Source organism: Embleya sp. NPDC050493 (genome assembly GCF_044458105.1).
Classification (GTDB): Bacteria; Actinomycetota; Actinomycetes; order Streptomycetales; family Streptomycetaceae; genus Embleya.
Genome location: NZ_JBITHP010000015.1, coordinates 1 through 22,777, shown reverse-complemented (window position 1 = coordinate 22,777; position 22,777 = coordinate 1). Strand labels below are relative to the sequence as shown.

The 22,777-nt window shown below is 72.5% G+C and carries 21 protein-coding genes; 18 read left to right on the top strand and 3 right to left on the bottom strand.

Features of this window, described 5'->3' with window-relative positions; translation table 11 throughout:
- The first annotated feature begins 90 nt into the window (after positions 1 to 90).
- Positions 91 to 951, top strand: coding sequence for a hypothetical protein (locus ACIBM5_RS26520; protein ID WP_391586460.1), 861 nt, complete (start codon positions 91 to 93; stop codon positions 949 to 951).
- Between the two features lie 79 nt (positions 952 to 1,030).
- Here the strand turns inward: ACIBM5_RS26520 and disA are convergent, their stop codons facing one another.
- Both disA and radA read right to left on the bottom strand, forming a co-directional pair.
- Positions 1,031 to 2,140: a DNA integrity scanning diadenylate cyclase DisA gene (gene disA / locus ACIBM5_RS26515; RefSeq protein WP_391586461.1), complete on the bottom strand. Its 1,110-nt coding sequence runs from the start codon at positions 2,138 to 2,140 to the stop codon at positions 1,031 to 1,033.
- Positions 2,141 to 2,475: 335 nt separating this feature from the next.
- Positions 2,476 to 3,867: a DNA repair protein RadA gene (gene radA, locus ACIBM5_RS26510; RefSeq protein ID WP_391586462.1), complete on the bottom strand. Its 1,392-nt coding sequence runs from the start codon at positions 3,865 to 3,867 to the stop codon at positions 2,476 to 2,478.
- A gap of 133 nt (positions 3,868 to 4,000) precedes the next feature.
- Between radA and ACIBM5_RS26505 the strand changes: the two genes are divergently transcribed.
- Together ACIBM5_RS26505 and ACIBM5_RS26500 are read left to right on the top strand one after the other, a co-directional pair.
- Entirely contained in the window at positions 4,001 to 5,506 is a 1,506-nt protein-coding gene (locus ACIBM5_RS26505) for a hypothetical protein (RefSeq protein WP_396009125.1), read from the top strand.
- A 186-nt stretch (positions 5,507 to 5,692) separates the two neighbouring features.
- Positions 5,693 to 7,282, top strand: coding sequence for a hypothetical protein (locus tag ACIBM5_RS26500; protein ID WP_396009124.1), 1,590 nt, complete (start codon positions 5,693 to 5,695; stop codon positions 7,280 to 7,282).
- Between the two features lie 22 nt (positions 7,283 to 7,304).
- On the opposite strand, the gene ACIBM5_RS26495 is transcribed toward ACIBM5_RS26500, so the two are convergent.
- On the bottom strand, positions 7,305 to 8,048 hold the full coding sequence (locus tag ACIBM5_RS26495) for a hypothetical protein (protein ID WP_396009123.1): 744 nt from the start codon (positions 8,046 to 8,048) through the stop codon (positions 7,305 to 7,307).
- Positions 8,049 to 8,343: 295 nt separating this feature from the next.
- On the opposite strand from ACIBM5_RS26495, the gene ACIBM5_RS26490 reads away from it, so the two are divergent.
- From ACIBM5_RS26490 to ACIBM5_RS26420, 15 genes are all read left to right on the top strand, one after another.
- Entirely contained in the window at positions 8,344 to 9,270 is a 927-nt protein-coding gene (locus ACIBM5_RS26490) for a Ppx/GppA family phosphatase (RefSeq protein ID WP_391586568.1), read from the top strand.
- Between the two features lie 23 nt (positions 9,271 to 9,293).
- Positions 9,294 to 10,262 (top strand): sugar phosphate isomerase/epimerase family protein, encoded by a 969-nt coding sequence (locus tag ACIBM5_RS26485; RefSeq protein ID WP_396009122.1) that lies wholly within the window; start codon positions 9,294 to 9,296, stop codon positions 10,260 to 10,262.
- Entirely contained in the window at positions 10,255 to 10,872 is a 618-nt protein-coding gene (locus ACIBM5_RS26480; protein ID WP_396009121.1) for a TetR family transcriptional regulator, read from the top strand. Before ACIBM5_RS26485 ends, ACIBM5_RS26480 begins: the two co-directional genes overlap by 8 nt.
- Positions 10,873 to 11,017: 145 nt before the next feature.
- A complete protein-coding gene (ilvD, locus tag ACIBM5_RS26475) occupies positions 11,018 to 12,871 on the top strand; it encodes a dihydroxy-acid dehydratase (RefSeq protein WP_396009120.1) in 1,854 nt (617 codons plus the stop codon).
- A gap of 138 nt (positions 12,872 to 13,009) precedes the next feature.
- Positions 13,010 to 13,825 carry an ABC transporter ATP-binding protein gene (locus ACIBM5_RS26470; RefSeq protein ID WP_396009119.1) on the top strand — a complete coding sequence of 272 codons (816 nt, stop codon included), beginning with the start codon at positions 13,010 to 13,012 and terminating at the stop codon, positions 13,823 to 13,825.
- Positions 13,822 to 14,559, top strand: a complete 738-nt coding sequence (locus ACIBM5_RS26465; RefSeq protein ID WP_396009118.1) for an ABC transporter permease — start codon at positions 13,822 to 13,824, stop codon at positions 14,557 to 14,559. Before ACIBM5_RS26470 ends, ACIBM5_RS26465 begins: the two co-directional genes overlap by 4 nt.
- Positions 14,560 to 14,643: 84 nt before the next feature.
- Complete coding sequence (proC, locus tag ACIBM5_RS26460; RefSeq protein ID WP_391586470.1) at positions 14,644 to 15,453, top strand: pyrroline-5-carboxylate reductase; 810 nt, start codon at positions 14,644 to 14,646, stop codon at positions 15,451 to 15,453.
- Entirely contained in the window at positions 15,450 to 16,133 is a 684-nt protein-coding gene (locus ACIBM5_RS26455; protein WP_396009117.1) for an HAD family hydrolase, read from the top strand. The genes proC and ACIBM5_RS26455 overlap by 4 nt, the downstream gene beginning before the upstream one ends.
- A gap of 65 nt (positions 16,134 to 16,198) precedes the next feature.
- Positions 16,199 to 17,398, top strand: a complete 1,200-nt coding sequence (locus ACIBM5_RS26450) for an MFS transporter (RefSeq protein WP_396009116.1) — start codon at positions 16,199 to 16,201, stop codon at positions 17,396 to 17,398.
- Positions 17,399 to 17,430: 32 nt separating this feature from the next.
- Positions 17,431 to 18,633 (top strand): acetoin utilization protein AcuC, encoded by a 1,203-nt coding sequence (locus ACIBM5_RS26445; RefSeq protein ID WP_396009115.1) that lies wholly within the window; start codon positions 17,431 to 17,433, stop codon positions 18,631 to 18,633.
- 54 nt (positions 18,634 to 18,687) lie between these two features.
- Positions 18,688 to 19,506 carry a phosphatase gene (locus tag ACIBM5_RS26440; protein ID WP_396009114.1) on the top strand — a complete coding sequence of 273 codons (819 nt, stop codon included), beginning with the start codon at positions 18,688 to 18,690 and terminating at the stop codon, positions 19,504 to 19,506.
- Between the two features lie 146 nt (positions 19,507 to 19,652).
- On the top strand, positions 19,653 to 19,856 hold the full coding sequence (locus tag ACIBM5_RS26435) for a helix-turn-helix domain-containing protein (protein WP_020549639.1): 204 nt from the start codon (positions 19,653 to 19,655) through the stop codon (positions 19,854 to 19,856).
- A gap of 119 nt (positions 19,857 to 19,975) precedes the next feature.
- Complete coding sequence (locus ACIBM5_RS26430; RefSeq protein WP_012854759.1) at positions 19,976 to 20,074, top strand: 30S ribosomal protein bS22; 99 nt, start codon at positions 19,976 to 19,978, stop codon at positions 20,072 to 20,074.
- Positions 20,075 to 20,364: 290 nt separating this feature from the next.
- Positions 20,365 to 21,384, top strand: coding sequence for an NAD-dependent epimerase/dehydratase family protein (locus ACIBM5_RS26425; protein WP_396009113.1), 1,020 nt, complete (start codon positions 20,365 to 20,367; stop codon positions 21,382 to 21,384).
- On the top strand, positions 21,377 to 22,558 hold the full coding sequence (locus ACIBM5_RS26420) for a lysophospholipid acyltransferase family protein (protein WP_396009112.1): 1,182 nt from the start codon (positions 21,377 to 21,379) through the stop codon (positions 22,556 to 22,558). The genes ACIBM5_RS26425 and ACIBM5_RS26420 overlap by 8 nt, the downstream gene beginning before the upstream one ends.
- Positions 22,559 to 22,777: the final 219 nt, after the last annotated feature.

Below are 22,777 nucleotides of genomic sequence, written 5' to 3'. Positions count from 1 at the left end.
CTTCTTCGGCCGCGACACGGCGCGAAATTCCAACGCTTTCGACGGTGTGGCTACACCGGACGGCGTAACGATTACCCCTAGAGTTTGCGCGTGGACTCGATGCGCCGTCCCGTGGGTCACCTGCCGTCAACCGTGTATTGGCGACGGCGGGTCGTCGTGCTGCTCGCCCTCGCGCTGTTGATTGCGCTGGTGGCCTGGGCATGTACTGCCGGTGGGGACTCCGACGACAAGAAGAACGCCTCGGACAAGAAGCCGATCGCGACCGGATCGGGCTCGCCCGGTCCGAGCGCCATCACGCCGGGGCCCAACCCGACCAACGGTGCCAATCCGCCGATCCCGGGCGGTGGTACCGGCACGCCCGGTGCGGGCAGCGCCGGCGCGTCGGCGGGCACGGCCGGCCAGTCCGCGGGGCAAACGGGCCAGAGCGCCGGGCAGTCCGCGGGCAGCGCCGGCAGCGGCGGCACCACACCCGGTGGCGGCGCGCCCGGCGGTGGCAAGGCGGCGCCCCCGGCCGGCGGCAACTGGTGCACGCCGAGCATGATCCGGGTGCAGATCCAGCCGGTGGAGTCGGGCAAGAGCGCGTACAACGCCTCGCAGAACGTGGCGCTCAAGCTGATCGTCACCAACGAGTCCGGCCCGACCTGCTACGTCGACCTCGCGCCGAGCCGCGCCTACATCGAGGTGCTCTCGGGCAGCGAGCGGCTGTGGAGCTCGGCCGACTGTGCCGCCGGTGCCCCCACCGACGTGCGGCAGTTGCAGCAGGGCGCCGCCCAGGCCGTGTCGATCACCCGGGACTGGGCCTGGACCCGCTCCAACGCCGGGCAGTGCGCCACCAACGGCGGCCAGACCAAGGCGGCTCCCGCGGACAAGGCCGCCTACCGCGCCAAGGGCACGCTGGCGGGCCTGGAGCCGTCCGGCGAGTTCGTGTTCACCGCGACGGTGGGCAAGTAGCGGGAGTTCCGCATCCGAGCACGAGAAGGGCCCCGGCGCACGCGCCGGGGCCCTTCTCGTGTCCTGCGTACGACCGCGGCTACACGTAGCGCTCCAGGATCGAGGACTCGGCGAGTCGGGACAGGCCCTCGCGCACGCTGCGCGCCCTGGCCTCGCCGACGCCGTCCACGGCCTGGAGGTCGTCGACGCTGGCCGCGAGCAGCTTCTGCAGGCCGCCGAAGTGCTCCACGAGCCGCTCGATCACCACGGGTGGGAGCCGGGGGACCTTGGCGAGGAGTCGGTAGCCGCGCGGGCTGACCGCGGAGTCGAGCACCTCGTGGCCCGACGTGAAGCCGAGCGCCCGGGCCACCGTCTGCAGATCGAGCAGATCCGCATGGGCGAGACCGTCGAGCTCGGCGAGCACGTCGGCCTCGGTCCGGCCGCGCTTGATCGCCCGCTCGGGCACGTAGTCGCGGGCGACCAGCTTGCGGTCGTCCTCGACCCCCGCGATCAGCTCTTCGAGTTGCAGCGAGAGCAGCCGCCCGTCGACGCCCAACTCGGTGACGTAGCCGTCGATCTCGCGGGCGATCAGGCGCACCATCTCCAGGCGCTGGGACACCGCGCACACGTCCCGCACGGTGACCAGGTCCTCGATCTCCAGCGCGGACAGCGTGCCGGACACCTCGTCGAGCCGGAGCTTGTAGCGCTCCAGGGTGGCCAGCGCCTGGTTGGCCCGGGACAGGATCGCCGCCGAGTCCTCCAGCACGTGCCGCTTGCCGTTGACGTAGAGCGCGATCAGCCGCATGGACTGGCTCACCGAGACCACCGGATAGCCGGTCTGCTTGTTGACCCGCTCGGCGGTGCGGTGTCGGGTGCCGGTCTCCTCCGTCGGAATCGACGGGTCCGGGACGAGCTGGACGCCCGCCCGGACGATCTTCGTGCACTCGCGGTCGACCACGACCCCGCCGTCGAGCTTGCACAGCTCGCGCAGCCGGGTCGCGGAGAACTCGACGTCGAGCACGAAGCCGCCCGTGGACAGCGCCTCCACCGTCTTGTCGAAACCGAGCACGATCAGGCCGCCCGTGTTGCCCCGGAGAATGCGCTCCAGGCCGTCGCGCAGTGCGGTGCCCGGGGCCACGGACTGCAGCGCGGCCCTCACGAGGGCCGCATCGGCGCTCGTGCCCTTGTCGGTCCGGTCATTCGTAGCCACAGAACTCCCCGTGGTCGTTGCCATCCTCGGCCGGCCATCGGCCGTCACCCGGGCATTTGCTCCGGTATGCACGGCCGGGAGCGCCTCAGGACCTGCGGTCGACACAGGTCGGCCGCTACGTCGGAAGATCGGTGGAAAAGTCTAGTGCCTCCCGGCCGCCGACCGGTCGCCTTATCCGGCCCGAAGCCGTGTTTCGGCACAGGTCGCGCATGCCGTTCCGCTTGTCGAGTATCTCCGAGGCGACACGTGGTCACTCCTCGGGGCACCGGAAAGTTGCCGGCCGGCACGGCGCGGTGCCGCCTGCGTCGTGTCCGGGCGGGCCCGCGGCGGCCCGCTCACTCGCGGTCGGCCTTGCGCTCGCGGTGCGAGACCAGGTTGAACGCGCGCAGCGCCTCGCGGATGTCGGCCACCTCGATCACCTTCATGCCCTTGGGGATCTTGCCCGGGTCGGGCGGCACCAGCGCGTGGGTGAAGCCGAGCCGGAATGCCTCGGCGAGCCGGCGCTGCACGCCGGTGGCCCGACGGATCTCGCCGGCGAGGCCGACCTCGCCGACCGCGACCAGCTTGGACGGCAGCGGGTGGTCGGCGGCGGCGCCCGCGAGCGCGAGGGCCGCGGCCAGGTCGGCGGCCGGTTCGGTGAGCTTCACGCCGCCGACGGTGGCGGTGTAGATCTCGGTCTTCTCCAGCCGCACCCCGCCGCGTCGCTCCAGGACCGCGAGCACCATGCCCATCCGGGCCGAGTCGAGCCCCGAGGTGGCCCGGCGCGGGGTGGGGATCTGGGACGGCGCCACCAACGCCTGCACCTCGACCACGAGCGGGCGCTTGCCCTCCAGGGTGACCGTGACGCACGTGCCGGAGACCGGCTCCTGGCGCTGGGTCAGGAACAGGCCGCTGGGGTCGGTCAGGCCGGTGATGCCCTCGTCGTGCAGCTCGAAGCAGCCGACCTCGTCCGCCGTGCCGTAGCGGTTCTTGATCGCGCGGACCAGGCGCAGCCGGGCATGCCGGTCGCCCTCGAAGTGCAACACGACGTCGACCAGGTGCTCCAGCACGCGGGGGCCGGCGATCGAGCCGTCCTTGGTGACGTGGCCGACCAGGACGGTGGCGATGTTGCGTTCCTTGGCGATGCGGATCAGCGCGCCGGTGACCTCGCGGATCTGGGACACGCCGCCGGGCGCGCCGTCGATCGCGGGCGAGGCGATGGTCTGCACCGAGTCGACCACGAGCAGTGCGGGCTTGACCGCGTCGACGTGGCTGATCAGCGCGGCGAGGTCGGTCTCGGCGGCGAGGTAGAGCTCCTCGTTCAACGCGCCGATCCGGCCCGCGCGCAGCCGGACCTGGGCGGCGGACTCCTCGCCGGTGATATAGAGCGTGCGCGCGGCCGGCGAGGCGGACTTGCTGGCCACGTCCAGCAGCAGGGTGGACTTGCCGACGCCGGGCTCGCCCGCGAGCAGCACGACCGCGCCCGGGACCAGGCCACCGCCCAGCACGCGGTCCAGTTCCTCCACGCCGGTCGAGCGGAACTTGGCCGCCTGGACGTCGATCCGGCCGATCGGCAGCGCGGCGGTGGTGACGGGTCCGGCGACGATCGAACGGGCCTTGGGCGCGCCGAACTCCTCGACCGTGCCCCAGGCGTGGCACTCGTTGCAGCGGCCCAGCCATTTCGGCCCGGTCCAGCCGCATTCGGTGCAGCGGTACGACGGGCGATCCTTCGTGGTGGTCCTGGCCATGCCAGGAACGTTAACGGCCCGCGCCGACATCGATCGCCGGCCGCCGATCGATCATGGTCGGAATGTCTTGATCCTGTCACCGAGCCGGCAAAGCGATGGTGACCATGGGACGTTCTCCCTACCGTGAGGCGGCATGGCGGGTGGGGACGTTGCGGGGCAGGGATCGGGTACGACGGACGTGAGCGGTGCGGTGCCCGATGCCGTCGCGCTGTACGACGCCCATGGCGACGCCCTGTTCGGGTTCTGCGTGGCGCTGGGATACGAGCCGGGGGTCGCGGCACAGGCGGTGCGCGCGACGCTGGCGGTGGCGCCCGAGCGGATCCGCGCGCTGCGCGAGCCGGGCCGGGCCCGGGCGCTGCTGTACGGGCTGGCCCGGGCCGAGTGTGCCCTGACCGCGGTCGACCGACGCGGGCCCGGGGTGGTCGAGCAGGTGTTGGCCGCGGGCGGGGCGGCCTGGAGCGTGCCCGATCGCCGGCGCCTGGTGCCGCTGGTCCCGTACGCGTTGTGGGCGGTGGACGAGGTCGAGCGGATCGCGCTGGACCTGTCCGTACGGCACGGCCTGCACGAGCGCGAACTGGCCGATGTGCTGGCGCTCTCCGAGCGGCGGGTGGAGCGGGCGTTGATCCGCGCTCGGGAGCAGTTCGAGCACGCGCTCGCGGTGTACGCGGTGGCCACGCACGCGCGGCGGGACTGCCCCGAACTCGCGCTGCTGCTGCCGGACGCGGGTGCGGCGGTGGAGGCGTCGCTGCGCCAACCGCTCTACCTGCACGTCGACTCGTGCCCCGACTGTGTGGTGTTGCGGCCGGGGAAGGTGGACGTGCGGGCGGTGCTGGTCGCCGCCGTACCGCCCGCGGCGCCTTATTCGATCCGGACCGGGTTGCTCGGGGCCGGGGCGACGGCCGCGGGCGGGTGGGACGGCGGCGGGCCGGTCGACCGGAGCGGCTTCCCGAAGGGGATGGGCAGGCCCCGCTCGCGGGTTCCGGTCGTGGTGACGGGGGCGGTGGCCGTGGCGCTGGTGCTCGGCCTGGCCGTGCTGGTGCGGCCGGGCGACGGGGACGCGGGATCGCCGGTCGCGCTGGGTTCGACCGAGGCGCCGGATCAGCCGGCGGTCGGCGGGCCGCCCACGGTGTTTGCGCCCCCGCCCGCGCCCAGTGTCGCCCCGTCGAGGTCGCCCGGGTCGAGTGCGCCGACCTCGGTGCCGAGTACGCGGGCCGGCAGCGCGAAGCCGACCGCCCGCACCAGCAGGAGCGCCAAGCCTTCGACGGCCGGCCCCGCGTCGGTGGGCGGGGTGCCGGTGAATCGGCCGCGGGCGCTGGAGACGACGGGCAACCCGGCGCCGCGGGGCACGCTCGCGTGGTCGCGCACGTCGGTGGGGCTCGGCGCGGACGGCGCCGCGCAGACCGTCCGGCTCACCGCGACCGGCGGGCCGGTCACGTGGTCCGTGGCCATGGCGGAAAATGATTGGCTCACGGTGAGTCCGAATTCCGGGACGCTGGCCAATGGTCAGTCGATATCGATCACGATCTCCGCGAATTCGGACAGGACCCCGGCCGCCACGTGGCAGGTGATCCTTTCGGCGAATCCGACGGGTGCTTCGCTCGTGGTCAACGGCGAGGGTCGTCGTGTGGACGTTCGATGAAAGAATCCGGCCAAAGGTGACGGACATTCACTCGAAAGTATGATTGTCGACCTCGAAAGGCGTATGAAAGTGCAAATCGCCTGAGTCGACGGCTCTCGGACACCTACGTTCACGAGCGTGACGGATTCGGTAACCGGCCCGGGAGCCGCTCCTGGCGGAGCTCCTTGCTCCGCTCCCCCCGCCGCGGTGCTGTCATGGGGACGCGCCGCCTACGACGCCTACGCCGAAGGGCTCTACACCTACTGCCTCTCGGTGCTCCGAGATCACCACGCGGCGGCGGAGTCGCTGCGCAGCACGTTCGTGCTGGCCGATCGTCACATCGGCCGGCTCCCCGACCTGGACCTGCTCAAACCGTGGCTGTACGCGCTCGCCCGGTACGAGTGCCTGGTCCGCCTGGATGCCCACGTGCGGGTGGGCACCGGGCCGGGGCGGCCCGAGGACGTGCGGGTGGTGTGGGCACACGAGCGCAGCCTGCCGCCGCTGGCCGCGGGCGCCGACGAGCCCGCCGATCTGTTCCCCGGCACCGAGGCGGGCCGCCCTCCCGCCCGGCGCGGCGACCTGGACGAACTGGCCTGGCCGGACGCGGTGGGCCTGGTACCGGAGCAGCGCGAGGCGCTCGAACTGTCCGTGCGACACGGGCTCGACCCGCGCGGCCTGGCCGCCGTGCTCGGCTGCGACGAACAGCACGCCCGCAGCCTGCTGCTGGCGGCCGGTCGGGAGGTGGACCGCACCCGGGCGGCGATCGCCGGCGTCGAGGCCTCGTCCGGGTGCCCAGAGGGCCGGGAACTGGCCACCGGGCGGCTCACCTCCGCGCTGCGCGAGCGGCTGATCGCGCACGTGGAGACGTGTCGGCGATGCGGACCGCACGTGCGTCGCGCCGCGACCTACCTGGCGCCGACCACGGGTGCGGCGGCGGCGCCGGTCACCCTTGCGCTGGTCGCGCCGCCGGCGGCGCTGCGGATCGAGGTGCTGGGCGAGGTCGGCAAGGGGCGCTCGGCCCAGCGGCCGCCGGAGATCGCCCGGCGGGTCGCCGAGTTCGACCGAGCCGGTTTCCCGGTCTTTCGGGCCGGCGTGGTCGAGCGCGGCAACCGTCGCCGGGCCACGGTGATCGCGGCGGTCGTGGTGGCCGCGGTGGTCGCCGCGCCCGCGCTGGCCCTGTGGCAGGCGTCCGGCGGGTCCGCCGGCGAGTCCGGCGCCAAGGCGGTCACCATCGCCTCCGCACGGGTGGAGAGCCCGGCCGGCCCCGGCACGGCCGCGCCGCCGATCGGGCCGGCGAGGTCGCCGGCGACGACGGGGAGCCCCGCCGCCTCGGGCGCGTCGCGCGGACCCGGCTTCACCCCGACCTCCTCCGCGCCGGCGCCCGCCCCGCTCGCCGCCGAGGTGGTCGCGCCCGGTGTCGCCGTCCTCCCGCCGCCCGGGCCGCCCGCTCCCGTGCCGCCTCTGGTCAGCGCCACCCACACCGGTGATCGCACGGTCGTCACGCTGCGCAACATCGGCTCGGTCCCGGTCGACTGGCAGGCCCGCACGGCGGCGACCTGGCTGCGCCCGAGCCCCGCACACGGCACGCTCGCCCCGGGGCAGCAGGACACCGTCACCGTCTCGGTCGATCCCAAGCGGGCCCCGCGGGGGGCGTGGACGGCCGGGATGGTGGTGGATCCGGGCGGCACCGTGATCACCATCGAGGGCAGTACCGGTGAGCCGACCCCCTCCATCCCGCCGCCGAGCACACCCCCCGCGAGCACGCCGCCGCCGCGCAGCCCCGAGCCGACCGGCTGAGCCGAGCCGGCCCCGGCCGGGCTCAGTCGATCGGATCCGCCGGGTGCGGGGCGAACGGCCGGCCGCCGGCCAGCCTGGCCTCACATGCCGCGACCAGCACCGCGTATGCCGCCTCGCCCATCAATTCGCGCAGCTCCGGGCCGTACGACTCGTACACCGGCTCGCCCGCGCCGTGCGCCTCGGTGCTTCCGGTGCACCACCAGTGCAGGTCGTGGCCGCCCGGTCCCCAGCCCCGGCGGTCGTACTCGCCGATGGTCACCATCAGCACGCGGGTCTCGTCCGGCCGGTCGATCCAGTCGTAGGTCCGGCGCACCGGCAGCTGCCAGCAGACATCCGGCTTGGTCTCCAGCGGGTGCACGCCCTCCCGCAGCGCGAGGGCGTGCAGCGAACAGCCCGTGCCGCCGGCGAAGCCGGGCCGGTTCAGGAACACGCACGCCCCGTCGACCAGGCGCGTGCGCTTGTCGCCGTCCTCGAACTCGCTGACGCCCTGCTCCATGGCCAGGTCGTGGAACTGCCAGGTCTGCGGGGTGAGCCGTTCGGCCCAGGTCAGCACCCGTGTCTCGTCGTCCTCGTCCGACCAGTGCGCGCCCAGCGAGCAGCACCCGTCGGGCGCGCGCCCGGCCACCACCCCGTGGCAGCCGGAGCCGAAGATGCACTGCCAACGCGAGGTCAGCCAGGTCAGGTCGCAGCGAAAGAGCTGATCGGCGTCCTCGGGGTCGGGGAATTCGAACCAAGCGCGCGGAAAATCCAGGTCTACCTCAGGCACGGGACAAGCCTAGGCCGTGTCCGGCGGATCCTGGTGGATCAGGTCGCGTCGTGGGGTGCCGTGGCTCGGCGGGCCGGAGAAGGGGCCGCACAGTCGTTCCCTTCGGCTGTTTCTCCGGTGCGGCGAGACGAGCGCAGCGAGGAGCCCGAAGGCCGGATGCCGGGCGGCGCGGCCCCACCGGGATCCGCCGGACCCGGCCTCGGGCTCGCGGCCGGGGGGTCCGTCGGGCAAAGGTGTGGCAACCGAGGGAACGCCCCCGCTCGCGCGCCGGGGGCGACGGATTACCTTCATGACCATGCGACTCGGTGTTCTCGACGTGGGCTCCAATACGGTCCACCTGCTCGTGGTCGACGCCCATCAGGGTGCTCGACCCCTTCCCGCGTACTCGCACAAGCGCGAGCTGCGCCTGGCGGAGCTCCTGGAGCCGGACGGGAGCATCGCCCCGCACGGGGTCGATCTGCTGGTCCGGACGATGGCCGCCGCCCTGGAGATCGCCGAGGACAAGGGCGTCGAGGACCTGCTGCCGTTCGCCACGTCGGCGGTGCGCGAGGCGGCCAACTCCGAGGCGGTGCTCGATCGGGTGCGCCGCGAGACCGGCGTGGACCTCCAGGTGCTCACCGGCGCCGACGAGGCCCGGCTGACGTTCCTGGCGGTGCGTCGTTGGTTCGGCTGGTCCTCCGGGCGGCTGCTCGTGCTCGACATCGGCGGCGGGTCGCTGGAGATCGCGGCGGGCGTGGACGAGGAGCCGGACGCGGCGGCCTCGCTGCCGCTGGGCGCGGGCCGGCTCACCCGGTCCTGGCTGCACACCGACCCGCCGTCGCCGGACGAGATGCGGGTACTGCGCAAGCACGTGCGCGCGGAGATCGCCCGCACGGTCGCCGAGTTCAGCCGGCTCGGTCGGCCCGACCACGTGGTGGCCACGTCCAAGACGTTCAAGCAGCTGGCCCGGATAGCCGGCGCGGCGTCCTCGGGTGAGGGCCCCTACGTCAAGCGCTCGCTCAGCCGGGCCGGCCTGGCCGAATGGTTGCCCCGGCTCGCGGCGATGGCCGCGAGCGAGCGGGCCGGCCTGCCGGGGGTGTCCGTGGGTCGGGCCCCGCAACTGGTCGCGGGCGCGATAGTGGCCGACGCGGCGTTGGACCTGTTCGACGTGAACGCCGTGGAGGTGTGTCCGTGGGCGCTGCGCGAGGGGATCATCCTGCGGCGGCTGGACTGGATGGACTGAGGCCGGCCGGTCACCCGGATGCCGTGGCCGACGCGCGGATCGCCCGTACCGATGGGTGGGAAATGGCCGGGTCGGCGGCGGATGGTTCTACTCTGGGCGACGTGGCCGACCACGACATACTCCACGGTACGGGGGCCGAGACGTCCGAGGCGCGGGTGCCGGACGCGGTTCTGCGCGTCCCCGACGCGAAGATCGCCCTGTCCACCGCCTCCGTCTATCCCGAATCCACCGCCGACGGTTTCGAGATCGCGGCCCGGCTGGGCTACGACGGGGTCGAGGTCATGGTCTCGACCGACCCGGTCAGCCAGGACGTCGAGGCGCTGCGCCGGTTGTCCGACCATCACGGCGTGCCGATCGTGTCCGTACACGCGCCCTGCCTGCTGATCACCCAGCGGGTGTGGGGGACGGACCCGTGGACCAAGCTGGTGCGCGCGCGGGACGCGGCGGAGCGACTCGGCGCGAAGACCGTCGTGGTGCATCCGCCGTTTCGCTGGCAGCGCAGCTATGCCCGCGACTTCGTGCGCGGCATCGACCGCATGGCGGGCGAGACCGACGTGCTGTTCGCGGTGGAGAACATGTTCCCGCTGCGCTACCGGGACAAGGAGGTCGCCGCGTACGCGCCGGACTGGGACCCCTCCGACGAGGACTACCGGCACTTCACGCTCGACCTGTCGCACACCGCGACCTCGCGTTCGGACGCGCTGGACATGCTGGCCCGGATGGGCGACCGGCTGGGGCATGTGCACCTGGCCGACGGGAGCGGCTCGCTCAAGGACGAGCACCTGGTGCCCGGGCGCGGCACCCAACCGTGCGCGGAACTGCTCGAACACCTCGCCCGCACCTCGTTCGCCGGGGCGATCGTGCTGGAGGTCAACACCCGCCGAGCCGCCTCGCGCGCCGAACGCGAGGCGGATCTGGCCGAGGCGCTCGCGTACACCCGGCTGCACCTGGCGGCCGAGGCCGAGGCGGAGGCGGAGCGGCGCTATGGCTGAGGCGCGAACCGCGGCCGGCGCGCGGCGCGGTCCGGGCCGACCGCCCGGCCGGCGCGGCGACGCCTCGGCGACCCGCGAGGGCATCCTGGAGGCGGCCCGCGCCGAGTTCGCCGCGCGCGGCTACGCCGGTGCGTCGGTGCGCGCGATCGCCCGCGGTGCGGGGGTGGATCCGGCGCTCGTGCACCACTACTTCGGCCCCAAGGACCGGGTGTTCATCGCCGCGATGGACCTGCCGCTGGAGCCCGAGGAGCTGATCGGCCGGGTGTTCGCGGCGGGCGTCGAGCATGCGGGCGAGCGCTTGGCCGAGGCGTTCGTGACGTTGTGGGAGCACCCGGACACCGGAACCCGGTTGCTGGCCATCCTGCGCACCGCGGTGTCCGACGGCGGCAGCCCGGCGTTTCGCGAGTTCGTCGGTGCCGAACTGATCGCGCGCCTGGCCGAGGGGATCGGCGGCGAGGACGGGGCGCTGCGGGCGAACCTGTGCGTGAGCCAGCTCCTGGGGGTCGCGCTCACCCGCTACGTGCTGCGGCTGGAGCCGATCGCCTCGACGTCGGCGGCCCACGTCGCCGACCGGCTCGCGCCGATCCTGCAGCGCCATCTGACCGGCTGAGCGCCGACCGGGCGGGGCGCACGCCCACCCGGGACCGGCCCGCGGCGGGTCGCATGGTGGACGTCCGCCCCGTCGTTCCCGTTCGCGGACGTAAGCTCGAAAGCACCCCGGATCCACCGGACCAATTGCTGAGAGGGTGTGTGCAGTGCCGCAACTCAGGTCTCGGACGGTCACCCACGGTCGCGAAATGGCGGGCGCCCGTGCGCTCCTCATGGCCGCAGGCGTCAAGCGTGAAGACTTCGGCAAGCCGATCATCGCGGTCGCCAACAGCTTCACCGAGTTCGTACCGGGGCACACCCACCTCCAGCCGGTCGGCCGGATCGTGTCCGAGGCGATCTCCGCCGCGGGCGGCATCCCGCGCGAGTTCAACACGATCGCCGTCGACGACGGCATCGCGATGGGCCACTCGGGCATGCTCTACTCGCTGCCCTCGCGCGAGCTGATCGCCGACGCCGTGGAGTACATGGTCAACGCGCACCAGGCGGACGCCATGGTGTGCGTGTCGAACTGCGACAAGATCACCCCCGGCATGCTGATGGCCGCGCTGCGGCTGAACATCCCGGCCGTGTTCGTCTCCGGCGGTCCGATGGAGGCCGGTACGGCGGTCATGGTGGACGGCCGGGTGCGTCCGCACCTGGACCTGATCACCGCGATCTCCGACTCCGCGTCCGACCGGGTCTCCGACGAGGACCTGGAGCGGATCGAGGACGCCGCATGTCCCACGTGCGGTTCGTGTGCGGGCATGTTCACCGCCAACTCGATGAACTTCCTGGTCGAGGCGATGGGCCTGGCGCTGCCGGGCAACGGCTCGGTGCTCGCGACGCACACCGCGCGCAGGGCGCTGTACGAGAACGCGGGCAGCACGGTGGTGGAGATCACCAAGCGCTACTACGAGCAGGACGACGAGAGCGTGCTGCCGCGCAACGTGGCGACCCGGCAGGCGTTCGAGAACGCGATGGCGATGGACATCGCCATGGGCGGCTCGACCAACACCATCCTGCACCTGCTCGCGGCCGCGCAGGAGGCCGAGATGGACTTCACCATGGCCGACATCGACGCGCTCTCGCGGCGCGTGCCGTGTCTGGCCAAGGTGGCGCCGAACAACGCGCCCTACCACGTGGAGGACGTGCACCGCGCGGGCGGCGTGCCGGCGCTGCTCGGCGAGCTGTACCGCGCCGGGTTGCTGCACGAGGACGTGCGCTCGGTGCACACCGATTCGCTCGCCGAGTGGCTCAAGACCTGGGACGTGCGCGGCGGCTCGCCCTCCGCCGAGGCGGTCGAGCTGTTCCACGCGGCGCCCGGCTGCGTGCGTTCGGCCACCGCGTTCAGCCAGTCCGAGCGCTGGGACTCGCTCGACCTGGACGTGGCCGCGGGCTGCATCCGCGACGTCGAGCACGCGTACAGCAAGGACGGCGGCCTGGGCATCCTGTACGGCAACCTCGCCGAGGCGGGCTGCGTGGTCAAGACCGCGGGCGTGGACGAGTCGATCTGGACCTTCTCCGGGCCGGCCGTGGTGGTCGAGTCGCAGGAGGCGGCCGTCGACGCGATCCTGACCAAGCGGGTCAAGGAGGGCGACGTCGTGGTCGTGCGCTACGAGGGCCCCAAGGGCGGTCCGGGCATGCAGGAGATGCTCTACCCGACGTCCTTCCTCAAGGGCCGCGGGCTCGGCGCGAAGTGTGCGCTGATCACCGACGGGCGCTTCTCCGGCGGCACCTCGGGTCTGTCCATCGGGCACGTCTCACCGGAGGCGGCGGCCGGCGGCACGATCGCGCTGGTCAGGGACGGCGACATCATCACCATCGACATCCCGAACCGGCGGATCGAGCTGGAGGTCTCCTTCGAGGAGCTGGCCGAGCGTCGCGAGCGGCTGCTGCACGACCTGGGCAAGTACCGCCCGGTCGACCGCGACCGGGTGGTCAGCACCGCGTTGAAGGCGTACGCGGCGATGGCCACCAGCGCGGACCGGGGCGCCGTGCGCGACGTGTCGATGTTCGACTGACCCACGGCGCTTTTCGAAAGGGGCGTCCCGGCTGCGGCCGGGGCGCCCCTTTCGGCGTTCGGACTCATCGGGCCGACGCGGTGAACAGGAATGTCCCGACCGCTTGACGGCGTGGGGCGACAGGCTCATATTCAACACATGATGAATTATGCCGGAGGCGACGCGATCCGGGCCGAGGGGCTGCGGGTCGTACGTGGTGGGCGCGTGGTGCTCGACGACGTCTCGTTCGTGGTGCCGCGCGGGAGCGTCACCGGGCTGCTCGGGCCGAGCGGTTGCGGCAAGAGCACGCTGATGCGCGCGATCGTCGGCGTGCAGTCGAAGGTGAGCGGGCGGCTGGACGTGTTGGGCCGGCCCGCCGGACACCGCGGGCTGCGCAGCGCGATCGGCTATGTGACCCAGGCGCCGTCGGTCTACGCGGACCTGACCGTGCGGGAGAACCTGCGCTACTTCGGCTCGATCCTGGGCGCCGCGGCGAGCGAGGTGGACCGGGTGCTCGGCGAGGTGGACCTGGTCGACCGCCAGGACGCGGCGGTGGCCCGACTGTCCGGCGGGCAGCGGGCCCGGGTCTCGCTGGCCGCCGCGCTGTTGGGGGCACCGGAGCTCCTGGTCCTGGACGAGCCCACGGTCGGCCTCGACCCGGTGTTGCGGCGGGACCTGTGGGGCCTGTTCCACCGGCTCGCCGACACCGGCGTCACGCTGCTGGTGTCCAGCCACGTGATGGACGAGGCCGAGCGCTGCGAGCGGCTGTTGCTGCTGCGCGACGGTGTGCTGCTCGCCGACGACACCCCGGCCGCGCTGCTGAATCGCACCGGGACGCGGGACGCGGAGTCGGCCTTCCTCGCGCTGGTCGACGCGGCGGCCGGGCCGGGCTCGACCTCCACCACCCCCTCGCCTTCGGGCTCGCCCGAGTCCTCGGCAGAGTCCACGGCCTCGGCCTCCGGGAGCGCGTCATGACCGGCACCGCCACCACCGCCACCGCGCGCCGCGTGCTCGCCCAGTTGCGGCACGACCCGCGCACCATCGCCCTCATGCTGCTCGTGCCCTGCCTGCTGCTCACGCTGCTGTACTGGCTCTACGACGCCGACCCGCGCAAGTTCGACCACATCGGTGGACCGCTGCTGGGGATCTTCCCGTTCGTGGTGATGTTCCTGGTCACCTCGGTGGCCACGCTGCGCGAGCGGTCCACCGGCACGTTGGAGCGGCTGCTCACCATGCCGATCGGCAAGCTGCAACTGATCGGCGGCTACGCGCTCGCCTTCGGTCTGGTCGCGGTGGTCCAGGCGGCCGCGGCCACCGGTCTCGCGATCGGACTGCTGGGCTTGGACGTGGCCGGGCCGACCTGGCTGATCCTGTGCGTCGCGGTGCTGGACGCGCTGCTCGGACTCGCCCTCGGGCTGCTGGTGAGCGCCTTCGCCCACACCGAGTTCCAGGCCGTGCAGTTCCTGCCCGCGGTGATCCTGCCGCAGTTCCTGCTGTGCGGGCTGTTCGTGCCGCGGGAGCAGATGCAGCCGGCGCTCGAAGCCGTCTCCGACGTGCTTCCGCTGTCCTACGCGGTGGACGCGATGCTCCGACTGACCACCGACAGCGAGGTCTCCGGCCTGCTGCTTCGCGATGTCGCGGTGGTCGCCGGCTGCGCGCTCGCGGCTCTCGGCCTCGGTGCGCTGACCCTGCGCCGGCGCACCCCGTAGGACACGTGTACGTACCGTACGGTGGCCACTGGAGGCACCCGGCGTGCCTCCGGTGGAGCAACGGACGCGAGAAAGTGTGGGGCCATGGCTCAGCGGGTCGCCGTCGTCGGCACCGGGAAAATCGGTGAAGCGCTGTTGTCCGGGATGATCCGGGCGGGCAAGAGCCCGGGTGACCTCCTGGTCACCACGCGCCGGGCCGAGCGTGCCGAGGATCTGCGCCGCCGCTACGGCGTGGAGGCGGTCGGCAACGCCGAGGCCGCCAAGGCGGCCGACATCCTGATCCTGACGGTCAAGCCGCAGGACATGGCCGCGCTGATGGACGAACTGGCCCCGCACGTGCCCGCCGACCGGCTGGTCGTCAGCGGCGCGGCGGGCATCACCACCTCCTTCCTGGAGGCGCGCCTGGCCGCCGGTACCCCGGTGGTGCGGGTCATGTCGAACACGCCCGTACTGGTGGACGAGGGGATGAGCGCGATCTCCGGCGGTGCGCACGCCACCGAGGAGCACCTGGCGCGGGTCGAGGAGATCTTCGGTTCGGTCGGCAAGACCATCCGTGTCCCGGAGAAGCAGCAGGACGCGGTCACCGCGCTGTCCGGCTCCGGCCCGGCCTACTTCTACTTCCTGGTCGAGGCGATGACCGACGCCGGCATCCTGCTCGGGCTGCCGCGTGCCGCCGCACACGACCTGATCGTGCAGGCCGCGATCGGCGCGTCGGTGATGCTGCGCGACTCGGGCGAGCACCCCACGCTGCTGCGCGAGGCGGTGACCTCCCCGGCCGGCACCACGATCGCCGCGATCCGCGAGTTGGAGAACCACGGCGTGCGGGCCGCGCTGCTGGCCGCGCTGGAGGCCGCGAGCAACCGGTCGCAGGAGATCGCCGAGGGCCTCAAGTGAAGCCCGAGCTGGTGCTCTTCGACAACGACGGGGTGCTGGTGGACAGCGAGCCGATCGCCAACCGCGCGCTCGCCGGCCTGCTCACCGAGCTGGGCGTGCCCACCAGCTACGAGGACTCGCTGCGCGACTACCTCGGCGGCACCATGGCCCGCGTGCACACGACCGTGCGCGAGCGGGCCGGCGTCACGCTGCCCGACGACTTCGATCACGTCTACCACGAGCGGGTGTTCGCCGGATTCCGGGCCGAACTGCGGGCGGTGGCCGGGGTCGCCGACGTGCTCGCCGCACTCGACCTCGCGGGTGTCCCGTACTGCCTGGCCTCGTCCGGCACGCACGAGCGGATCCGGCTCGCGCTGACCCGGACCGACCTGATCGGGCACTTCCCCGACGCGGTGCGGTTCAGCAGCCAGGACGTCGCGCAGGGCAAGCCGGCGCCCGACCTGTTCCTGCATGCGGCGGCCACGATGGGCGTCGACCCGGCGCGCTGCGTGGTGATCGAGGACAGCCCGCTGGGGGTCGAGGCCGCGCGGGCGGCGGGGATGACCGTCCACGGCTATGCCGCGATGACCCCGCCGGAGCGGCTGGCGGACGCCGATTCGTTGTTCAAGGACATGGCCGACCTGCCGGAGCTGCTGGGAATCGGGCCGGTTGCACCCGGTTTGCCGGGCCACGGAATCTGACGATTCATCAAAAGATCTTCCCGGCCTCTGTCCGTCGAAGTGACCCGTCGGTAGCGTGCACGCCCATGCAGGTGACCGAACCGGCGGCCGGGCCGTCCAAGGACGAGATGTTGCGCCGCGCGCGGTTCAGCCTGCTCGCGTGCTTCCTGATCCAGGGCGCGTCCTTCGCCCTCCTGGTGACCCGGATCCCGGCGATCCAGCGCCGCTACGACATGGGCGACGGCACGCTGACCGCGGTCCTGTCGGTGGTGCCGATCGTCGCGGGCGTGGGCAGCGTGATCGCCGGCGCGCTGGCCAAGCGCTTCGGCAGTCGGCTTGTGCTCCGGGTGTCCCAGCCGATCGCCTGCGCGATCCTGATCGGCGTCGGTGCGGGCGATCGGCTGTGGCAACTGGCCATCGTGCTCTTCGTGTTCGGGCTCTCCCTCGGTGCGGTGGACGCCACGATGAACATGCAGGGCGTGGCGATCCAGGCCCGGGCCGGACGCAGCATCATGCTCGGCTTCCACGCCTCGTACAGCCTCGGCGGCCTGGCCGGCGCCGGCGCCGCCGGGCTGTGCGCGTGGGGTGACGTCCCGCTGGCGTGGATGTACGCGGGAGCCGTCGTGGTCACCGTGCCGGCCCTGCTCGTGGTCGGCCCCGGCTACCTGGGCACCGACACCGCGACGCCGGTCGCCGACCCGGATCGCTCCGCCCGCAGGCTGCCCTGGCGCCCGCTGATCCCGCTGTGCCTGGTGATGACGTTCGCCTACATCGGCGACTCGACAGTGGCCAACTGGAGCGCGGTCTACCTGGAGAAGGTGCTGGACAGCTCCGAGGCGTTCGCGGTGGTCCCCTACATCGCGTACATGATCACCACACTGATCGGCCGCAGCGTGGGCGACCTGGGCGTCCGCCGCTGGGGCATGGTCAACGTGGTCCGCGGCGGAGCCGTGGTCGCCGCCGCCGGCTTCGCGGTGGTCCTGGCCGCCCCACACGCCGCGGTGGGTCTGCTCGGCTTCGTGATCCTGGGCGTGGGCCTGTGCGTCCTGGTCCCGCAGACGTTCGCCGCGGGCGGGCGCCAGTCGCCGCAGGACGCGGACGAGGCGGTGGCCCGACTCAACATCTTCAACTACGTCGGCTTCCTGGTCGGCACCCCGCTCGTGGGCGGGATCGCCGACCTCGCCTCGTTCCGCGTCGCGATGCTGGTGCCGCTGTTCCTGGTGCTCGCCGTGGTGCCGCTGGCCCGCGCCTTCGCCCCGCACGGTGAACCCGCTCACGACCGATGATCGCGGGCCGGCCCGGGCGGTAGCGTGACCGCATGAGTCGAGCCGTGCAGGTGATGTGGGACGACCGGATGACCGGTTACGACTTCGGCTCGTGGCATCCGATGAAGCCGGTACGCCTGCGCCTGACCATCGACCTGATCCGCGCGTTCGGCCTGCACAACCTGCCGGAACTGCGGGTGCGCGCACCGCACGTCGCCACCGACGAGCAACTGGCGATGGTGCACACCGACGCCTACGTCGCCGCCGTGCGCGCCGCCTCGCTCGACCCCCGAAACGCCGATCCGGCGTTCGGGATCGGCACCGAGGACACCCCCGCGTTCGCGGACATGCACGACGTGTCCGCGCTGATCGCCGGCGCCTCGATCGCCGCGGCGGACGCGGTGTGGCTGGGACCCGAACACCCGGACGGCGCCGACCACGCGATCAACTTCGCGGGCGGTCTGCACCACGCGATGCCCGCCGCCGCGGCCGGATTCTGTGTCTACAACGACCCCGCGCTGGCGATCGCACGCCTGCTCGAACTCGGCGCCGAACGGGTCGCCTACGTGGACATCGACGTGCACCACGGCGACGGGGTGCAGCGGGCCTTCTGGGACGACCCGCGCGTGCTCACCGTCAGCCTGCACGAGAGCCCGCGCTTCCTGTTCCCGGGCACCGGCTTCCCGGACGAGATCGGCGGCCCGGACGCCGAGGGCTTCGCGGTCAACGTCGCGCTCCCGCCCGGGATCGCCGACGCGGCCTGGCTGCGCACGTTCGACGCCGTGGTGCCGCCGCTGCTCGCCGCCTTTCGCCCGGACGTGTTGGTCAGCCAGCACGGCGCGGACACCCACGTGGAGGACCCGCTCGCCCACCTCGCGCTGAGCGTGGACGCGCAGCGCGCGGCGCACGCCGCGCTGCACGCACTCGCGCACGCACACGCCGGCGGGCGCTGGATCGCCACCGGCGGCGGGGGCTACGCGGCGGTGGACGTGGTCCCGCGCACCTGGACCCACCTGGTGGCCGAGGCGGCCGGGCACCCCATCGATCCCGCCCGGGACGTGCCGCTGGACTGGCGCGAGGAGGTCCGGATGTTGACCCGCGAGACGGGACCACAGCGGATGACCGACGGCGGGACCGGCGATTTTCGGCCGTTCTCTACGGGCTACGACCCGGCGGATCGGACCGACCAATCAATTCTGGCCACTCGGCGGGCGGTCTTCCCGGCGCACGGTCTCGACCCGATGTTCGACCTGTGATCCGGCGCCCCCGACGCCTGCCGTGACCTCGACCCGTGACCCAAGGAGCTGTGCGTGACCGTTGCGGTTCCCACCCCCGCGGAGCTTCGCTCCCACCTCGTGCGCGGCCGGATCGCCGGCGACGTGGCGACCACGAGGGAGAACAACCTCCGGCACTACCGACTGATGAGCGAGCGGCACCCCGGGCACCTGTTCGGCCTGGAGCCGGACGGCCGGTGGAACGCGGACGACGTGCTGGCACTGATGGTGCGTCGTTGCGGTGTGGTCGCCGACCCGGCGCACCGCAACGGCCAGGACACCATCGACCCGGATCTGACCATCGCCGCCCTGGACGCGTACGCGGACCGGGTGGCGCTGGCCGCCGAGCGCCGCGAGCGGGTGATCGTGGCCACGGGTCACCCGAAAGGGCTACAGGAGTGGTACGGCACACTGGCGCGTGTGCTGCGCGGCGCCGGGTGCACGCTCCTGCGCCCCGCCGCCGGATGGGCCTATCGCACGCCCACCGCCGAGGGCGGGGAGGGTCGCACGATCCGCTACCGGGGCGATGTGGCGATGGTCGTCGACGACGAGGGAGACTTCCGGCACACCCACTCCGCGCGCGGCGTCCGGGCGATGCTGGCCGAGTTGGCGGCTGCGCGCGAGCCACTCCCGGATCTGCTGATCGGTGACCACGGCTGGGCCGGAGGTGCAGGTCAGGCGGGTGTTTCCACGATCGGCTTCGCGGATTGCAACGACCCCGCGCTGTTCGTGGCGGCGGAGGAGGGCCGGGTCGAGGTGGTCGTCCCGCTCGACGACAACGTCGCGCCGCACCTGTACGAACCGCTCATGGCCTATCTGCTCGACCGGTCCGGACTGTCCGGAATCAATCCATAAAACAGCCTGATGGGCGATTCAGGTGGGATAACTACTCCTCTTCCCCACTGGTACCACACGCCACTACTCTGGAGGGACGCACGTGCGTGTGGCAGTCGCCGGAGGGGAAGCCGGCGCCCGACGCGTGCTGAATGGTTCGGTGCGTCATGGCTTCTGGAGAGAGGCCTCTCAACGAGGTCAACTTCTTGACTGTGGCCGAGGTGGCCGCGGTGATGCGGGTGTCCAAGATGACGGTGTATCGCCTGGTCCACAGTGGCGAGATGCCGGCCATCAGGGTTGGTCGGTCCTTCCGAGTTCCGGAGCAGGCCGTCCACGACTACCTGCGAGACTCCTACGTGGAAACAGCGTAGGGGGGCATTACGGACCGCCTCGTTTAGAGGTGGGCCGGGGCGGCGAGTAGGCTGGCCCCCAGTTGTGCGGGCTGATCCGGCTCCGCGCGGTAGGAACGTCACGTGAGCGAGGGTTGTCGGTGGGCTCTGTCATCAAGAAGCGTCGCAAGCGCATGGCGAAGAAGAAGCACCGCAAGCTTCTCAAGAAGACGCGTGTGCAGCGTCGCAACAAGAAGTAGGCATCCCACCGGCGTATGCCGCTGAAGCCTTGGGCGACCGCCCGTCGTGTTCCCTTCGGGGGACGCGTCGGGCGGTCGTCGTGCGTTTCGGGGCGTGGCGAGCGGATGTCCCGGCACCCGGATGGACGGAGTCGGTGTGAACGCCTCGTAAACGCGCGCCCGGTGGGTAGTCGGGACGGATACGTTGGAACTTGTCGTCTCGCGTATGCGTTCCGTAACCATTCGGCTGCATGGCGATCACCTGGCGAGCAAACATGGGCGGGGGCAGGCACAGCATGGGACGTGTCGTCATGGTCACCGGTGTAGCCGGCGACCCGGGGGCCGATTTCGTGCGGATGATCCGCGACGAGCCCGGCGTCGATCGGGTGATCGGGGTCGACATGGTCGAGCCCGCGACCAGACCCGACGGCGTGGACTTCGTGCTCGCCGACATCCGCAACCCGATGATCGCCAAGGTGGTCGCATCGGCGGCGGTGGACACCGTGGTGCACCTGAGCCCCAGCGAGGTGCCGGCGACCCAGGGCGGCGCGGTCTCGGTCAAGGAGACCAACGTCATCGGCACCATGCAGCTGCTCGCCGCCTGCCAGAAGGCGCCGTCGATCCGCCGCCTCGTGGTGCGCTCGACCACCGCCGTCTACGGCGGTTCGCCGCGCGACCCCGCACTGTTCGCGGAGGACACCGAACCGCGCGTGCAGCCCTCCGCGGGCTGGGCCAAGGACGCGGTCGAGATCGAGGGCTACGTGCGCGGCTTCGCCCGGCGCCGGCCGGATGTCGCGGTCACGGTGCTGCGGTTCGCGCCGCAGCTCGGGCCGCGCACCGATTCGCCGATGGGCTCCTACTTCGGGCTCCCGGTGTTGCCGACCGTGCTCGGCTACGACCCGCGCCTGCAGTTCGTGCACGAGGACGACCTGCTGGAGGCGCTGCGGATCGCCGTGCTGGCCGATCGGCCGGGCACCTACAACATCGCCGCCGAGGGCGTGCTGTTCCTGTCTCAGGCCGCCCGTCGGCTGGGCCGACCGGTGATGCCCTTCCCGGCCGCCGCGATCGGTCTGGTCAATCAGGGTTTGCGCCGCGCGGGTTCGGTGCACCTGTCCGCCGAGCAGGTGCGGCTGCTCACCCACGGGCGTGTGGTCGACCCCACGCGTGCCCGGGAGAAACTGGGCTTCGTCGCGGCCAGGAACACGGCCGAGACGTTCGCCGACTACGCCTGGGGTCGACAATCGGCCGGCTTGTTCGACCCGAGGCGCCTGGCCCAGGTGCCCGATCGACTCGCCACGTTGCTGCTCACCAGGAGGAGCCCCGATGGGTGACGCCCGGATCATTCCCTTCGACGGTGCCGCTTCCGGTGCGCGGACCCCCGCGCCCCGGTCGGGGCGACGGCCCACCCGACCCGCGCGGGCGGTTCGGGTGCCCGAGCCGGTCGAGGGCGAGGTGCCGGTGCGGTCGATCGAGGGGCGCCCGACCGGGGAGCGTTCGGCCGACGAGCACCCGACCGGCGAGCGGCCGGTTCGCGAGCGTGCGGAAGGCGCGGGCCCGGGGCCCAGGCGGGCACCGGGGAGCGGTCGCTCGTTGCTCGGGTCGCTCGCGGGTGCGGTCGGCGGGGTCGTGGGCGGTGCCGCCGCCGGGCTGCTGGACGGCGTGGCCGGACCGGGCTGGGAGGACAAGGCCGCGGACGGGCTCGCCTTCCTTCGCCGGCGGATCGCCGGCGACTACGAGGTGGACGAGTTCGGCTTCGACCCCGAGCTCAACGACACGCTGATGGCCGCGCTGCGGGTGGTCTACGAGCAGTACTTCCGGATCGAGGTCAGCGGCCTGGAGAACATCCCGGCCGAGGGCGGCGCGCTGATCGTCGCGAACCACTCCGGCACGCTGCCCGTGGACGCGCTGATGACCCAGGTCGCGGTGCACGACCACCACCCCGGCCGGCGCAACCTGCGGCTGCTCGCCGCCGACCTGGTCTTCCAACTGCCCCTGGTGGGGTCGGTGGCGCGCAAGAGCGGGCACACCCTGGCCTGCCACGCCGACGCCGAACGCCTGCTCGCGAAGGGCGAATTGGTCGGCGTGTGGCCCGAGGGCTACAAGGGCCTGGGCAAGCCGTTCAGCGAGCGGTACAAGTTGCAGCGCTTCGGGCGGGGCGGTTTCGTCTCGGCGGCGCTGCGCACCGGGGTGCCGATCGTGCCGTGCTCGATCGTGGGCGCCGAGGAGATCTTCCCGATGGTGGGCAACGTGCGAACGCTCGCCCGGTTGCTGAACCTGCCCTACTTCCCGATCACCCCGACCTTCCCGCTGCTGGGCCCGCTCGGCCTGGTTCCGCTGCCGACCCGGTGGCGGATCGAGTTCGGCGCGCCGATCCGCACCGACACGTACGCGCAGGAGGCGGCGGACGACCCGATGGTGGTCTTCAACCTCACCGACGAGGTGCGCGAGACCATCCAGCACACCATCTACCGGCTGTTGATGCAGCGTCGGTCGGTTTTCTTCTAGGCCGTGTCCGATCCGCCGGACACGGCCTGGGCCCCGGGGCGTTGCGGGCCGGGAGCGAGGCTTTTGGCGCACGACGACGCGAGCGGCGGGGGGGGGGGGGGGGCCCCCCCCCCGGCCGGGGGGCCCGGGGGGGGGGGGGGGGGGGCCGCGCACCCCGGCGGGGGCGCCCCGGCGGGGGCGGGCCGGGGTGTGCCCCATCCCCCCCGGGCCGGCCGCCCC